Below are 14,026 nucleotides of genomic sequence, written 5' to 3'. Positions count from 1 at the left end.
GGAAGACGATTCAAGCGACGCTGGAAGGGGTTGCAGGAACCGTGAATACGCCGCGCGCCCGCAACCGGGCACCGGTGTCACCGATGAGCACCACCAGCCGCGCGAGCGCCGTGCCCGCGTCGGGCGCCGTCGCGGTCGCCACGGCGACCCGGCGCACCGGCCGGTGGGTGAGCCGGCGCACGGCGACATCGCTGCGCGCGGCCCACGCCGCCAGCGACGGGACGAGAGACACCCCCATCCCCGCGGCGACCATACCCTGCACCGTGCCGTAGTCGTCGGCCCGGAAGGTCACGTCCGGGTCGAAACCCGCACGGCGACAGGCATGGTGGAACACCCGGGTGTCGGGGCAGGTTCCGGTGGCGGTGCTGACCACCCACCGCTCGGCGGCCAACGCTCCGAACGGCACCTCCACCGCGTCGGCCAACCGGTGGTCGCGCGGCAGGACCACGAAGAACTCGTCGTCATAGACGGGCACGGTGTGCACACCGCGGAATTCGGGTGGGTCACCGGGCACCTCGGTCACCATCGCCGCGTCGACGCCATCGTCGCCGAGCAACGCCACCGCCTCATCGGGGTCGGCGGTCACGAGTTCGATTCTGGTTCCCGGGTATTCGTGCTGCAGCCGGGCGATCACGCGGGGCAGGATCGTCGCGGCGGCGCTGGCGAACGAGGCGACCCGCAGCGTGTCGGGCGCCGCGCTCGCCAGCCGCGCCAGATCGTGTTCGGCGGCGGCGACGGCAGCCAGGATCAGGTCTGCGTGTCCGAGCAACCGGGTGCCCGCGGCGGTGGCCCGGGCGCCCGTCGGCCCCCGCTCGAGCAGTTTGGCGCCGATGTCCCGTTCCAGTGCCGTGATCTGCTGCGAGACCGCGGATGTGGTGTAGCTCAGCGATATCGCCGCCGCGCTCAGCGAGCCGCAGCGCACCACTTCGCGCAACACCACGAGCCGGCGCACGTCGAACACGTCGAGACCGTACGGTGGCCCGGCGAATCCCCGCCAGCATTGCGATCAGCCCGAATCGATCACCGGATGATCCCGTGGTGCAGTTCTGCGACGTCGGGATGCGCCCTGGTGCGCGACTTCCACGCGTTCTCGCCGTAGGTGTTGAAGATCGGGTTGTCCGGGTCGGCTTCCACCCCGCGCGAACGCGCGGCGAGGTCCGATGGCAGCGCCAGGACCGGGATCAGCGCGTCGAGCGCCGGATTGAGGAAGTACGGGATCGAGACGCGGTCCGTGCCGGGGGGCGGTGCGAGCACGCGATGGCGGGTGGCACGCAGGTACCCGCCCGTCGCCACCTCGAGCAGTTCGCCGATGTTGACGATGAAGGCGCCGCGGAGCGGCGGTACGTCGATCCACTCGTCGGGGCCCGATTCGACCTGCAGGCCGGTGGATTCGGGCTCGACCAGCAGCAGCGTCAACACCCCGGAGTCCTTGTGGGCGCCCACGCCCTGGGCGGTCTCCGTCGTACCGGGATAGCGCACCACTTTAATCAGCGTGGCGGGCCGGTCGGCGAAGGCCGCGTCGAAGGTGTCCTCGGGCGCGCCGAGCGACACCGCCCAGTGCCGCAGCAGCCGCAGCCCGACCGTCGACAGCGCGGTGCCCCAGTCCTCGAAGGCGGCGCGGAATCCCGGCGGCTCCGCCGGCCACAGGTTCGGCCCCTGCAGCCGCCAGTAGCCCTGCGCGCCGTCGATGACCTCCCGCTCCGGTCCGATGTCGATCTGCTCGCGCCAGTCGACCGTGCCGTTGGTCAGTTCGCCGCCGAGGCGGGAGTAGCCCCGGAACTGCGGGCTGAGCAGCTGGCTGATCTCGTTCTTGCGCTCGAGCGGTTGGGCGAAGAACGCCCGCGCGAGCCGCAGCACCCGATCGAACCGCTCGACCGGCACACCGTGGCCGACGAGGTAGAAGAACCCGGCGTCGTGGGCGGCCTCCCGCAACCGGTCCCGGAATCCCGCCGGGTCGGTGTCGGCGTCGGTGAGGTCGAGGACGGGCAGCACGTGGGCCATTGTCGGCCCGCGGTGCCGGTGAGGCCAGCGGCGTTCACCGATGCTGGACACCGTTGCAGGGTTCGTGAAGGCCGGGGCTAGCGGACCGCATCGGCGGCGTTGGCCACCATCTCGGTGGCGATTGTGGCCGCCTCGTCCCCGGGGCCGAAGGCGCACGCCCACGCCTCGACGGTCAGGTTCGACACCGCCGACAGCGCGTGCTGGCAGCCCCACCCGTCGGCGTCGCGCTGCACCGACACCTGCGTGAGCAGCGACCCGTCGGCGATCACCGACGCCAAGTCCCACACCGAGCGCACGACACCGTCGTCGACGGTGAGCGCGGCGCTCGCACAGTCCTGCCACATGGCGCGGGAGCCGTCGACGAAGGCCTGCGCCTCCTCCTCCGACGGATAGAGCACCGCCGTCTGCTCGACCCAGTGCCGGTTGGCCTGATCGGGTTCGCGGGCCACCTGGTCGCGTACGACGGTCCACCCGCTGTCGGCGTAGACGGGTGCCTCGGCGCCGTAGATCGCCCCCAGGCACTCCGGATCCGAGACGTCGGCGGAGTGGTCGGTCATCTCCTCGGAGTCGCTGGTGACGGTCATGCGGGTGGAGCCGACGATGCCGTTGAGCTCGCCGATGGACAGCAGCACGGACCCCAGATCGGACTCGGACAGCGGCGGCACGTCGACGGGCACGACGTTCGCGGGCCGAACGGCGTTGCCGGACACGGTGTTCGCGCATCCGGCGGTCAGCGCCGCCAGCGCCGTCATCCCCAGTGCGACCGCCCAGATCCGGCCCATCGCTGTTCCCGTCCGCCGTCAGCCGGCCAGCTTGTCGAGCATCAGCTGCGCGACCTCGACCGCACCGTCCGCGCCGCCGGAACGCGCCCCGGCGATGTCGGTGACCTCCACGTCGACGATCGCGTCACCCGCCACACCCAGCGCACGCTGGATCGGTATCCCGCCGGTCTGCGCGCCCTCGTGGACCACCACGGCCGAGACCACCCGATCGTCGACCGCCACATCGGTGATGCGGCTCTGTTCGCCGGCGCCCGCACCGCCGCGCCGCAGCACGACCGTCCGGCCGGCGCAGCGACCCCAATCGTCGGCCGCGGTCGCGAAGAACTCCTGCGCCTCGCCGGCCGAGCCGAGTTGCACCACACCGAAGAACCCGCTCAGCGCCGGGCCGTCGACACTCCCGGCCGCCCAGGACCGGCTCGCGACCGACCGCACCGAACTGGCGCCGTAGACGGCCTGCTGGAGCCGGTAGGTGGTGCTGACACACTCCACCGGCGTCGCCTGCGCCCGCTCGACGCCGCGCAGCAGCGTGTCGGCGCCGCCCTCGACGAGTTGACCCATCAGGCCGGTCGGGGCGATGCCCAGGGCCTCGGAGAGCTCCTCGGCGGTCGGCAGGACCTTCTCGAGCACCCGCGCCGCCGAGGGCGCCGCAGCCGGCGCCCGGTCGACTGCCACACCGTCCACGGTGGCCGTACACCCCGCCGAGAGCAGACACGCACAGGCCAGCATCGAGGCCGGGCGTGAGGCGCGCATGCCTTTCTCTAGCACGCGGACGCGGCCGGTGCGACCGTTCGGCCTACTTCTTGGGTTTGTCTCCGGCGGCGTCGGTGGACAGCGCCGCGACGAACGCCTCCTGCGGGACGTCGACCCGGCCGATGGTCTTCATCCGCTTCTTGCCTTCCTTCTGCTTCTCGAGCAGCTTGCGCTTACGCGTGATGTCACCGCCGTAGCACTTGGAGAGCACGTCCTTGCGGATGGCGCGGATGTTCTCGCGGGCGATGATCTTCGACCCGATCGCCGCCTGCACGGGCACCTCGAACTGCTGGCGCGGGATGAGTTCCTTCAGTTTGGTGGTCATCTTGTTGCCGTAGGCCGAGGCGCTGTCCTTGTGGACGATCGCGCTGAAGGCGTCGACGGCCTCGCCCTGCAGCAGGATGTCGACCTTGACCAGTGCGGATTCCTGTTCGCCCGCCTCCTCGTAGTCGAGGCTGGCGTAGCCGCGGGTGCGCGACTTCAGCGAGTCGAAGAAGTCGAAGATGATCTCGCCGAGCGGCATCGTGTAACGCAGTTCGACCCGCTCGGGCGACAGGTAGTCCATGCCGCCGAGTTCGCCGCGGCGGGTCTGGCAGAGCTCCATGATGGTGCCGATGAACTCGCTGGGCGCGATGATCGTCGTCTTGACCACCGGCTCGTAGACGGTGCGCACCTTGCCCTCCGGCCAGTCCGAGGGATTGGTGACCACGATCTCGGTGCCGTCGTCCTGTACGACGCGGTAGACGACGTTGGGCGAGGTGGAGATCAGGTCGAGGTCGAATTCGCGCTCGAGGCGTTCGCGGGTGATCTCCATGTGCAGCAGGCCGAGGAACCCGCAGCGGAAGCCGAACCCCAGCGCCACCGAGGTCTCCGGCTCGTAGGTCAGCGCGGCATCGTTGAGCTGCAATTTGTCCAGCGCGTCACGCAGCACCGGATAGTCCGACCCGTCGACCGGGTAGAGCCCGGAGTAGACCATCGGGCGGGGTTCGCGGTACCCGGTCAGGGCCTCGGTGGCACCGCGGCGCGCGGTGGTCACGGTGTCGCCGACCTTGCTCTGCCGCACGTCCTTCACCCCCGTGATGAGGTATCCGACCTCACCGACGCCGAGCCCGTCGGAGGCTTTGGGGTCCGGGGAGACGATGCCGACCTCGAGCAGTTCGTGGGTGGCGCCGGTGGACATCATCTTGATCCGCTCGCGCGGGACGATCTTGCCGTCGACGACGCGGACGTAGGTGACCACCCCGCGGTAGATGTCGTAGACCGAGTCGAAGATCATCGCCCGCGCGGGCGCCTCCGGGTCGCCCACCGGTGCCGGCACCTGGCGCACGACCTCGTCGAGCAGTTCGGCCACCCCGGCGCCGGTCTTGCCGGAGACCCGCAGCACGTCGGAGGGTTCGCATCCGATGATGTGGGCGAGCTCGCCCGCGTAGCGGTCCGGATCGGCGGCGGGCAGGTCGATCTTGTTGAGCACCGGGATGATCGTCAGGTCCCGGTCGAGCGCCAGGTACAGGTTGGCCAGCGTCTGCGCCTCGATGCCCTGGGCGGCGTCGACCAGCAGCACCGCACCCTCACAGGCCTCGAGTGCGCGCGACACCTCGTAGGTGAAGTCGACGTGGCCGGGGGTGTCGATCAGGTGGAGGACGAACTGCTCGTCGTCGACCGTCCAGGGCAGCCGGACGTTCTGCGCCTTGATCGTGATGCCGCGTTCGCGCTCGATGTCCATCCGGTCGAGGTACTGCGCGCGCATGTCGCGGTCGGCGACGACACCGGTGAGCTGCAGCATCCGATCCGCGAGCGTCGACTTGCCGTGGTCGATGTGGGCGATGATGCAGAAGTTGCGAATCTGCGCCGGCGCGGTGAAGGTCTGGTCGGCGAAGCTGCTGATGGGAATCTCCTGGTAAACGTCGCAACGGGGCGCGTGTGCGCCCCTCAAGGGTATCGACCGTGGTGCCTCGCGGCACAATCGCGCCCGGCCGTCCTGACCTATGCTCGAAAACATGGCGTCGCAGTGGAAGACGTTCCAACGGTTGGCGGAGAAGCTGGTGTTCCAGGAAGCACCAAAGGTGATCCGCCAGCTCCAGCAGTCCGAGAACCGGCCGCGCACCGTGCAGCAGGGCCTTCAGCAGGGGCTCAAGATCGGGCTGGGTGTGGGGCTGTCGGCGTTGGCCGGCGCCTCGAACACGGCCACCCCCGCGATCACCGCGGGCCGGCCGGTCACCAGCAACAGCGTCCCCACCGCGCACCGGGCCCGCAAGATCGTGTACGCGCCCGACCTCGACGGACGGGCCGATCCCGGGGAGATCGTGTGGACCTGGGTGGTCTACGAGGACGATCCCACCCGCGGTAAGGACCGTCCGGTGCTCGTCGTGGGTCGCGACCGCCGCACCCTGCTCGGACTGATGCTGTCCAGCCAGGACCACCACCACGACGACCCGAACTGGGTCGCGATCGGCGCGGGCGGTTGGGACTACGACGACCGGGCCAGCTGGGTGCGGTTGGACCGCGTGCTGGACGTGCCGGAGGAGGGCATCCGCCGCGAGGGGGCGATCCTCGACCGAGCCCGCTTCGAGGTGGTCGCCGCCCGGTTGCGCGCGGAATACTCCTGGAGCTGACCGCCCTCACCTCTGTCGCCCAAACGAACAAACGGGCGCAGAAGTGCGAGAAGCCGCCACCATTTCGTCGAGTTCGGCGCGCGACGAGCGCGACTATTGACGGAGTGGTTGATTTCAGGCCTGGCCGGGTAGTCCGTTCATCAGGAAGGACGAGCAATGAACGGACACAGTGTCGGCGTCGACTCGGCACAGCTCAACACAGCCTCCCCAACGGCATCGCCGACAGCTGTCGTGGCCATCTGCTTCGCCTGCGGCTACCCCACCATGCGTCCGGGACTGTGCGCTTACTGCCGACCGGTGCCGATGCTGTAGCCCCCTCGCCTGCCGCCGAGCGGCGCGGGCGAGTCAGGGAAGGAGCGTCGCGATGCGCGTACTACGGGGCCTTGTCGGTGCGCTGCTGTGGATCCTCGCCGGCGTCATCGGCCTGGTCGGCTTCATCCTGTGCCTCACCGCCATTCTGCTCCCGATCGGCGTCCCCCTCCTCGGCCTCGCGAAGCGCCTGCTGACCCACGCGGTGCAACTGATGATGCCGCGCACGCTGGCGCATCCGGTGAAAGAGCTCACGAAGACCACCGACAAGACGACCCGCAACGCGCGCAAGACGCTACGCGGGGAGCGCAAACGTCTGTCGCGATTGGTATCGAGGTGATGGGAGGCCGCAAATGCGCGCTTTGAACGGATTGCTCGGCGTGGTTCTGGGAATCGTCTCGGCCGTGGTCGGTGTGCTGCTGGGCGTCGTGGCGGCGGTGGTGTGGCTCGTCGGCGGCCTGCTGTGCGTGACGATCCTGTTGCTGCCCTTGGGGATTCCGGTGTTGAGACTGGGCAGTCGGCTGTTCGGCCTGGCCGGCCAGCTGATGCACCTACCGTGACCGTGGCTGTCGCCACATCGGCCACAGCGAGGGGCCGTCGTCCGGCACCCTCAGTTCCCCGGTGACCTCGAAACCGAACCGTTCGTAGTACGGGATGTTGTCGGGGTTGCTGGACTCGAGGTAGGCCGGCGCATACTCGGCGTCGCAGCGGTCCAGCCGTGAGCGCATCAGCGCCTGTCCCAGACCCGCGCCCCGTGCGGTCGGATCGCTGCCGATGATGGCCAGATACCAGTGCGGCTCCTCCGGATGGTGCTCCTTCATCAGGTCGGCCACCTGCTGACCCCGCGCGACGCGGTTGCCGAACGCCCGCACGAACGCGGGCATCATGAGGAACTCCTCGAGCCGCGTCTGTTTCCACCGGCCGGGCGGATCCCACAGCGCGGCCGCACCGGTGCCGCCGCCCGCCGCGGCCACCTCCACACCGCCGCCGCGCAGGAAGTGGTGCCGGGTCATGGTGGCGAACATCCGCTTGAGACCCCGGGCGCGGGCCGCATCGTCGGGCAGGATCCAGTTCATCACCGGATCCTCGTGGAACGCCCTCCCGAGCACGGCGGCCAACTCCCGGACATCCGATCTACGCCCGGGACGGACGTCTACGGCAGTCACCCGCCCACCATCGCACATCGCTCACCGGGTGGGGACCGCCTCGGCGGGAGCGCCCGCCAGGAGCGGCAGCACGCCCTCGCCGACGTGGCGGATCTCCTCGGCCTGCGGGTAGCCCGACAACACGAACTCGCTGACACCCAGCCGCGCGTACTCCTCGACCACCGCGGCCACCTCGCCGTAACTGCCGGTCGCCGCCGTGCCCGCCCCGTCGCGCAGCAGGCTCGGGCCCGCCCACAGCCCTGGATGGACCTCGAGGCTCCGCGCATCGAGGAGCTCACCGGTGGTCAGCGCGGCCATCCGCCGCTGCCCCTCCGACCCGCTGACCAGGTAGCGCTCGTGTGCCCGGCGGACCTCGTCGGCCGACAGTCCCGCGATGAGCTCCTCGGCCCGCTGCCACGCCTGCGCGGAGGTCGGCCGTGCGACGGTGTGCATCCGCACGCCGAAGCGCAGTGTCCGTCCGTACCGGGCGGCCGCGGCCCGCACCCGCTCGATCTTCTCGGCGACCTGATCCGGCGGCTCGCCCCACGTCAGGTACACGTCGGCGTGCTCGGCGGCCACCTCGATGGCCTCCGGTGACGAACCGCCGAAATAGATCGTCGGCAGCTGGGTGAGCGGGTACGCCGTTCGGGCATGGTCGATGTCGTAGAACTCGCCGTGATGGGAGAAGTCCGGATCCGACCAGATCCCCCGCACGACGCGCAGGAACTCACCGGTGCGGCGGTAGCGCGCCGACTTGTCGATCGCATCGCCGTAGCGCCGCATCTCGTCGTCGTCGCCGCCGGTGACCACGTTGAGCGCCAACCGGTTCCCGGTGAACCGCTGATAGGTGCTGACCTGTTGCGCGGCCAGTGTCGGCGACAGCACACCGGGCCGGAACGCCACCAGATACTTCAGCCGACGGGTGTGCTGCGCCAGCGCCGCGGTCGCGACCCAGGAGTCCTCGCAGTGCGAACCGGTCGGCGTCAGCACCGCCTCGAAACCGAAACCCTCGGCCGCCCGTCCCAACGCGGTGAGGTTCTGCAGCGTCGGCTCCAGATGCGATCCCGAGCGCGCCGAGGCGCTGCCCCGGTTGTCGGCGACCGTGGCCGTGTCCCCGTGGGTGGGCAGGTACCAGTGGAACCTGAGCGCACCGCTCACGACGCCACCTCCGCGCGCTGCAGCAACGCGCGGACCCGCGGAATGATCTCCCCCGCGAACCGGTGCATCTCGGCCTCGAACGGCTGGAACGCCAGCATGAACGTCTCGATCCCGAGTCCGTGCCAGTCGACGATCCGTTGCGCGACGGTGTCGTAGTCGCCGACCAGACCCGCCGCCGTCCCGCCGTTGGGCCCGATGTGGGGCCGTTCCCGCAGCCGCTGCCACATGACCGAGTTCGGATCGGTGTCGCGGCTGAACCGGTCGATGGTGTCGCCGTCGCCGGCGCGGTCGCGTGCGTTGAGTTCCCAGTGGTACCGCAGCAGTTCGTCGGCCTCGCGCTGCGTCGGCGCGGTCACCACGAACGCCGCCAACCCGAACCGGATCGGGTCCAGCCCGTGCCGGGGCCGGCGCCGCACGTCGGTGAGGAGCGTGCGCGCCTCGGCGAACGCCTGACCGTTGAGGAACAGCACGTCGGCCTCCGCCGCGGCGAGGTCGCGCGCCGGCCCCGACTCGCCGCCGAGGTAGATGCGCGGTCGCGTCCGGTAGGTGCCTGCGGGGTGCAGGTGGAAGTCGTCGACGTGAAAGTACTTGCCGTGGAACGTGGTCCGCTCCCCCGCAAGCAGCCGTCGAGTGATGTGCAGCCACTCGGCGCCGTAGACGTAGCGCTCACCGTGGTCGAGCATGCCGATCCCCGAGCGCTCCAGATCCGGGATCCACCAGGCGTTGACCACGTTCACCGCGAACCGGCCACCGCTGATCTCCTCGATGCCCAGGGCCTGCTTGGCCAGGATCGTCGGATGCACGATCGACGGCTTGACCGCCGCGATGATCTCGATCGACTCCGTCAGCGCCGCGACAGCGGCCGCCGCGCTCCACGCGTCGAGTTGGTCGAGCGACTCACCGAGAGGGTTCATGGTGTGCTGGGCGATCAGCGTGCTGTCGAAGCCGAGCCGCTCGGCCAGCAGGATCTGATCGCGCACCCGGGACCACGACGCGTCGACCGGATCGTCGGGGTGGCCCAGCGCCGCCATCGTTCCGTGCACGTTGGCCCACACGCCGAACCGGGGAGATCCACTCACCGGGAGCACCCTGGTCGGCGCGGCGAGCGGTGTCCATGGTTCAAACCAGCGTGAGCACAACGCCATTCGGATCATGACGATCCGGACGGTGTACGTGCGCCGCGAGCGTGCGTACGTTTTGCGGCTGTCTGCCTCCCCAGCCCCTCCCCAGGAGCCGGCTGCCCTCACCCCACCTCAGCGAGCACACATGATTGAGATCGAGAACCTGACCAAACGATTCGGCGACCGCACCGTGCTCGACGACATCTCGTTGTCGGTCGCCGCCGGCGAGATCCTCGCCGTCGTCGGCCCCAGCGGGGCGGGCAAGAGCACGCTGTCCCGGTGCGTGAGCTTCCTCGAGCGGCCGACCAGCGGCGCCGTGCGCGTCGACGGCAAGGACTTCACCCGGCTCGAGGGCGACGAGCTGATCTCCGCACGGCGCAACATCGGCGTCATCTTCCAGACCGCCCCGCTGCTGCGCCGGCGCACGGTCGCCCAGAACGTCGCACTGCCGCTCGAATACCTGCACGCCACCGACGATTCCGTCGCCAGACGGGTCAGCGAACTCCTCGACCGCGTCGGGCTCAGCGACCGCAGCGGCTACTACCCCGCCCAACTGTCGGGCGGCCAGCGGCAGCGGGTCGGCATCGCCCGCGCGCTGGCGCTCGGACCGTCGGTCCTGCTCTCCGACGAGGCGACCTCGGGTCTCGACCCGGCCACCACCAAGTCGATCCTCGCGCTGCTCAGCCATCTCCGCGAGGACTTCGGGCTCTCGATCATCCTCATCACCCACGAGATGGAGGTGGTCCGCGAGATCGCCGACTCGGTCGCGCGTATCGACAACGGCCGCATCGTCGAGAGCGGTTCGGTCACCGACGTGATCCTCGATCCCGGTTCGGCGCTGGCGCGGGAATTGCTGCCCGAACGGCCCAGCGTGCCGCCGCGCGGTGACGGCGAGGTGTGGGAGGTGTCCTACGCCTCCCGCGACGTGCCGTTGGACTGGCTCACCTCGATTCAGTCCGTACCCGGCATCGCGGACACACGGGTCAGCGTGCTCAGCGCCAGCGTCGAGGCGATCCGCGGTGTCGCCGTGGGCCGCGCGGTTCTGGCCATCTCTCCCGCCGCGCCGCCCGGTTTCGCCGAATACCTCACCGACCGCGGTCTGCACGTGGGCGCCCCGGTGCCCGCCGCGCGGAAGACGGCCGCATGACATACCTTGCAGCCGAGGACTTCAACACCCCGTGGGTGAACGTGCCCGACCTGCTGTTGCCCGCCTACGGCGAGACGTGGCTCATGGTCGGCATCACGATGGCGCTCGTGGTGACGATCGGCGTCCCGGTCGGCATCACCCTGCACAACACCTCCGAACTCGGGCTCTATCCGAACCCGCGGGTGTTCGCGGTGCTCAACACCGTCGTCAACATCGGGCGGTCGCTGCCGTTCCTCATCCTCATGGCCGCGATCATCCCCGTCACCCGGTTCATCGTCGGCACCACGATCGGCATCCAGGCGGCGATCGTGCCGATGACGGTGGCCGGGGTGCCGTTCTTCGCCCGCCTCGTACAGAACGCGCTGCGCGAGGTCCGCTCCGACGTCGCCGACATGGGTCTGGTCTCCGGCGGATCGACGCTGCAGGTCATCAGGACGGTGCAGCTCTCGGAGGCTTTGCCCGGGCTCGCCGGTGCGCTGACCGTCAACACGATCGCCATGATCGAGTACTCGGCGATCGCCGGGTCGATCGGGGCGGGCGGCGTGGGAAACCTCGCAATCACGTACGGCTACAACCGATTCGACGACAACATCATGATCGCCACCGCCGTCTCGCTGATCATCACGGTCCAGATCGTGCAGTTCACCGGTGACCGCGTCGTCAAGGCCCTCACCCGCTGAAAGGAACACCCATGACCAGTCAGACCAATTCGCCGGCCGGACCAGGCGTCGACCTCCAATTCAAGAAACGCAAACGGTGGCCGTGGGTCGCCGGCGCCGTCGTCGCCGTGCTCGCCGTCACCGGCGGCATCGTCTACGCCAACGTGTCCAACCAGGACAAGCCGTTCGGGCCCGATCTCAAGGTCGCGACGTGGAGCACCGACATCGCCGCGGAGAACCTGCTCGGCTACATCGCCGAGAACATCGCGCCGTCCCACGGCATCACGATCGAACCGGTGCAGATCGACAACCTCATCGAGATCAACCGGGCCGTCGACGCCGGCAACGTGGCCGGTAACTTCTTCGAACACCAGCCGTTCCTCAACGACGCGATCGCCGCGAACGGTTTCGAACTCACCCTGGCCGCACCGACGTTCACGTGGGATCAGGCGACCTACTCGGACAGGTACCGGAGCTGGACCGAACTGCCGGACGGGGCGAGGATCGCGTTGCGTGACGACCCTGCCGGACAGGCCATCGCGCTGCTCGACCTCGCCGAGGCCGGCCAGATCACCCTCAAGCCGGGTAAGGACACCGTCGCCGGTCTGCCGCAGCTCGGCGACATCGAGTCGAACCCCAAGAACTACCGGTTCGTCCAGGTGCCGATCGGCCAGTTGGCGCGCAGCCTCGCCGATGTCGACGCCGTCGTCGTGCACATCTCCGACGTGTACGCCGCCGGCCTGACCGAGGACCAGATCCTGGCCCGCCACCCCGCACCGCAGGGCAGCGAAGGCGGTCTGGTGGTGAGCGACAAGCACCTCGACGACCCGAACGTGCAGAAGCTGATCGCCACGTTCAAGGATCCCAGGATCGCCGAGTTCCTGGAGACCACCGACAACAAGCTGATCCGCGACACGCTGGGCCCGATCTCGTGACGAAACGGCCGCTGTACTTCTCGGCGTTCGTGATGAACACCGCATCCCATGTGCTGCACGGGTTGTGGCGGGCGCCGGACGCGCGCAATCACCGCTTCAACTCGCTGCGGCACTGGACCGAGCTGGCCACCACCGTCGAGAAGGCCGGTTACGATCTGCTGTTCTTCGCCGACGTGTTCGGTCTGCGGGCGCCGTGGAACGGCAACTGGCGCAAAGCCGTCGAAGGGGGAATCCAGGTCCCGGTCAACGATCCGTCGGTGCTCGCCTCGGCGCTGGCCACGGTGACCGACACGCTGGGCATCGTGTTCACCAGCTCGATCGTGCAGGACCATCCGTTCAACTTCGCGCGGCGGATGTCCTCGCTGGACCACTACACCGACGGCCGGCTCGGCTGGAACGTCGTCACCAGCTTCAACCAGAACATGTTCCGCAGCTTCGGCCACGAGGGCACACTGGCCCACGACGAACGCTACGACTGGGCGTACGAGTACCTCGACGTCGTGTACAAGCTGTGGGAGGGCTCGTGGGACGAGGACGCGCTGGTCCAGGACAAGGTCACCGGTGTGCACTCCGACCCCGCCAAGATCCACCGCATCAATCACGTCGGTCCGCGCTACCGGGTCGAGGGGCCGCACTTCACCTCGCCGTCACCGCAACGCACACCGGTGCTGTTCCAGGCCGGCGCCTCCCCGGCCGGGCAGCTGTTCTCGGCCCGCAACGCCGAGGGCGTCTACATCAGCAGCCCGAATCCCGCTGCAGCGCACGCGTTGACGTCTGAAACCAGGGCGCTGGCCGCCGAGCACGGCCGCGATCCCGGTGACATCACCTTCGCGCAGGGCCTGTCGTTCGTCATCGGGGACACCCACCGCGAGGCGGTCCGTCGCAGCGACGAGATCAAGCGGTACCTCGACCTCGAAGGCGTCGCCCTGCACGCGCTCGGCGACGCCGGGGTGGACGCCGGCCGGTTTCCGCTGGACACACCTCTGAGCGAACTGGGCGAGTTCACAGGCGTACAGGGCTTCGCCCGGTGGGCGGCCGAGGCGTCCGGGCACGCCGAGCCCACGATCCGCGACCTGGCCTGGGTGCTGGAGGGTGCGAACCGCGTCGTCGGCACCGCCGAGGAGATCGCCGACCAGCTCGAGGAGTGGCGCGAGGCCGGCGTCGACGGCATCAACGTCTACCACGCCACGGTGCCCGGCACGTTCACCGACGTCGCCGACCGGCTCTTCCCGACGCTGCGGGAGCGAGGGCTCATCGCCACCGACAAGTCAGGGACGCTGCGCCACAAGCTGTTTGGACGCGGCGACCGGCTGCCCGACAACCACCCCGCCGCGGCCTACCGCGGGGCGTTCGCCGGCAACACCCTGCTCGACCCCGTCGACGAACCGGTCGCAGCCGGGCGGTGAC

Annotated in this window: 14 protein-coding genes and 1 pseudogene; 7 read left to right on the top strand and 8 right to left on the bottom strand. The window is 69.5% G+C overall.

Annotation, left to right across the window (positions count from 1 at the left end):
- Positions 1-10: 10 nt before the first annotated feature.
- From AU195_RS01820 to lepA, 5 genes and pseudogenes are all read right to left on the bottom strand, one after another.
- Positions 11-961: a LysR family transcriptional regulator gene (locus tag AU195_RS01820; RefSeq protein WP_059157311.1), complete on the bottom strand. Its 951-nt coding sequence runs from the start codon at positions 959-961 to the stop codon at positions 11-13.
- A 59-nt stretch (positions 962-1,020) separates the two neighbouring features.
- Positions 1,021-2,001 carry an isopenicillin N synthase family dioxygenase gene (locus AU195_RS01815; RefSeq protein ID WP_059157310.1) on the bottom strand — a complete coding sequence of 327 codons (981 nt, stop codon included), beginning with the start codon at positions 1,999-2,001 and terminating at the stop codon, positions 1,021-1,023.
- Between the two features lie 77 nt (positions 2,002-2,078).
- On the bottom strand, positions 2,079-2,783 hold the full coding sequence (locus AU195_RS01810) for a sensor domain-containing protein (protein WP_059157309.1): 705 nt from the start codon (positions 2,781-2,783) through the stop codon (positions 2,079-2,081).
- Positions 2,784-2,801: 18 nt separating this feature from the next.
- Positions 2,802-3,533, bottom strand: a complete 732-nt coding sequence (locus AU195_RS01805) for a sensor domain-containing protein (protein ID WP_059157308.1) — start codon at positions 3,531-3,533, stop codon at positions 2,802-2,804.
- A 43-nt stretch (positions 3,534-3,576) separates the two neighbouring features.
- Positions 3,577-5,542 (bottom strand): annotated as a pseudogene (gene lepA / locus AU195_RS01800) (translation elongation factor 4).
- Here lepA and AU195_RS01795 point away from each other — a divergent pair.
- The 3 genes from AU195_RS01795 to AU195_RS01785 all read left to right on the top strand — a co-directional run bounded on the left by AU195_RS01795 (position 5,519) and on the right by AU195_RS01785 (position 7,014).
- On the top strand, positions 5,519-6,145 hold the full coding sequence (locus AU195_RS01795; protein ID WP_059157306.1) for a type II toxin-antitoxin system PemK/MazF family toxin: 627 nt from the start codon (positions 5,519-5,521) through the stop codon (positions 6,143-6,145). The pseudogene lepA and the gene AU195_RS01795 sit on opposite strands and share 24 nt — an antisense overlap.
- Before the next feature lie 364 nt (positions 6,146-6,509).
- Entirely contained in the window at positions 6,510-6,794 is a 285-nt protein-coding gene (locus AU195_RS01790; RefSeq protein WP_059157305.1) for a hypothetical protein, read from the top strand.
- 13 nt (positions 6,795-6,807) lie between these two features.
- Complete coding sequence (locus AU195_RS01785; RefSeq protein ID WP_059157304.1) at positions 6,808-7,014, top strand: hypothetical protein; 207 nt, start codon at positions 6,808-6,810, stop codon at positions 7,012-7,014.
- On the opposite strand, the gene AU195_RS01780 is transcribed toward AU195_RS01785, so the two are convergent.
- From AU195_RS01780 to AU195_RS01770, 3 genes are read right to left on the bottom strand one after another with little or no spacing between them, the layout of a single operon-like run.
- On the bottom strand, positions 7,006-7,620 hold the full coding sequence (locus tag AU195_RS01780; RefSeq protein ID WP_172800438.1) for a GNAT family N-acetyltransferase: 615 nt from the start codon (positions 7,618-7,620) through the stop codon (positions 7,006-7,008). The genes AU195_RS01785 and AU195_RS01780 overlap by 9 nt on opposite strands.
- 21 nt (positions 7,621-7,641) lie before the next feature.
- A complete protein-coding gene (locus AU195_RS01775; protein ID WP_059157302.1) occupies positions 7,642-8,757 on the bottom strand; it encodes an LLM class flavin-dependent oxidoreductase in 1,116 nt (371 codons plus the stop codon).
- A complete protein-coding gene (locus AU195_RS01770; protein ID WP_286149092.1) occupies positions 8,754-9,902 on the bottom strand; it encodes an LLM class flavin-dependent oxidoreductase in 1,149 nt (382 codons plus the stop codon). The genes AU195_RS01775 and AU195_RS01770 overlap by 4 nt, the downstream gene beginning before the upstream one ends.
- Positions 9,903-10,023: 121 nt before the next feature.
- Here AU195_RS01770 and AU195_RS01765 point away from each other — a divergent pair, with 121 nt between their 5' ends.
- From AU195_RS01765 to AU195_RS01750, 4 genes are read left to right on the top strand one after another with little or no spacing between them, the layout of a single operon-like run.
- The gene (locus AU195_RS01765; protein WP_059157301.1) at positions 10,024-11,025 is read left to right on the top strand and encodes a methionine ABC transporter ATP-binding protein; all 1,002 of its coding nucleotides are present in this window, start codon (positions 10,024-10,026) and stop codon (positions 11,023-11,025) included.
- Positions 11,022-11,705: a methionine ABC transporter permease gene (locus AU195_RS01760; RefSeq protein WP_059157300.1), complete on the top strand. Its 684-nt coding sequence runs from the start codon at positions 11,022-11,024 to the stop codon at positions 11,703-11,705. The genes AU195_RS01765 and AU195_RS01760 overlap by 4 nt, the downstream gene beginning before the upstream one ends.
- Before the next feature lie 11 nt (positions 11,706-11,716).
- Entirely contained in the window at positions 11,717-12,619 is a 903-nt protein-coding gene (locus AU195_RS01755; RefSeq protein ID WP_059157299.1) for a MetQ/NlpA family ABC transporter substrate-binding protein, read from the top strand.
- 32 nt (positions 12,620-12,651) lie between these two features.
- Entirely contained in the window at positions 12,652-14,025 is a 1,374-nt protein-coding gene (locus AU195_RS01750; protein WP_059157378.1) for an LLM class flavin-dependent oxidoreductase, read from the top strand.
- Position 14,026: the final 1 nt, after the last annotated feature.

Source organism: Mycobacterium sp. IS-1496, assembly GCF_001499995.1.
Classification (GTDB): domain Bacteria; phylum Actinomycetota; class Actinomycetes; order Mycobacteriales; family Mycobacteriaceae; genus Mycobacterium.
Note: the sequence above shows the minus strand (reverse complement) of the source record. Positions and strands in the feature narration are given on the sequence as shown.